A 1,199-nucleotide genomic window follows, 5' to 3' on the forward strand; every position below is an offset into this window, starting at 1 on the left:
TGCGAACTCGCCAACCGCCTCGTCCCCCGCGACACCACCCGCGCCCAGCACGAACTGGCCGAGATCCTGCACACCAGCCGCCAGGCCCTCGCCGACGTACGCACCGTCGCCCGCGGCTACCGCCAGATGAGCCTGGCCGACGAGGCCGAGACCGCCCGCGCGACCCTCACCGCCACCCACATCCACACCACCGTCCGCATCACCGACCAGCCGCTGCCCGGCGCGGTGGACACCGTCCTCGCCACCGTCCTGCGCGAGGGACTCACCAACATGCTCCGCCACAGCAAGGCCGAGCACTGCGCCATCACCACCACCCGCGGCGAGGCCACCATCCGCCTGCACCTGACCAACGACGGCGTCGCCACCACCGCGCCCGGACGCGGCTCCCCGGCGGCCTCCGCCGCCGAGCGGGACGGCGGGAGCGGCATCGCCAACCTCACCACCCGCGTCACCCGCCTCGGCGGCACCCTCGCCACCTGGCAGAAGGGCGACTGGTTCCACCTCGTCGCCGAACTGCCCCTGGACGCCGACGCCCACGAGGGCTGCGGCCCGCACGACGGCGACGCGGACGCCGCCGCCCCCGAACGGCTCGGGCCCGTCCTGGCGCCGCGCACCGCCGTGTACCTGATGGCGGGAGCGCTCCTGGGCTACCTGCTCCAGGGCATCACGTACATGTACACCTCGGCCGTCTCCGGCGGACGGCTCGCCGCCGCCTCGGTGCTGCTCGCCGCCGGGCTCGCCCTCCAGACCCGGCAGACCTTCCCCCACCTGCTGCCCCGCCTCCCGCTGCGTCACCGGTACGCCACGCTGGCCGCGCAGGCACTGCTGGCCTTCGTCCCGTACGCCTTCTTCGGGATGGCGTGGATGGGGCTGCCGGGCATGGTGGCGGGCAGCGCGCTGCTGGTGCTGCCCCGGGCGGCGGGCTGGACGGTCCTCGGCGCGGTGGCCCTCGGCAACCAGGCCCTCCTGTACCACCTGGGGGTCACCGACTTCACCGACATCGCGTACGTGGGCCTGATGACCCCGATGACGGCCCTGGTCGTCTTCGGCCTCACCCGGCTCACCGACCTGGTGGCGGAGGTCCACCGCTCGCGCGCGGAACTGACGCGGCTCGCGGTGACCACCGAACGCCTGCGGTTCGCCCGCGACCTGCACGACCTGCTCGGCTACAGCCTGTCCACCATCACCCTCAAGTGCGA

The 1,199-nt window shown here is 74.0% G+C and carries 1 pseudogene; it reads left to right on the top strand.

The annotated features are described in order from the left end of the window. Nucleotides 1-1,199 (top strand): annotated as a pseudogene (locus CK485_RS28720) (hypothetical protein); the annotation flags it as partial.

Origin of the sequence: Streptomyces sp. ICBB 8177 (assembly GCF_003144095.1) — a bacterium.
Classification (GTDB): Bacteria; Actinomycetota; Actinomycetes; order Streptomycetales; family Streptomycetaceae; genus Streptantibioticus_D.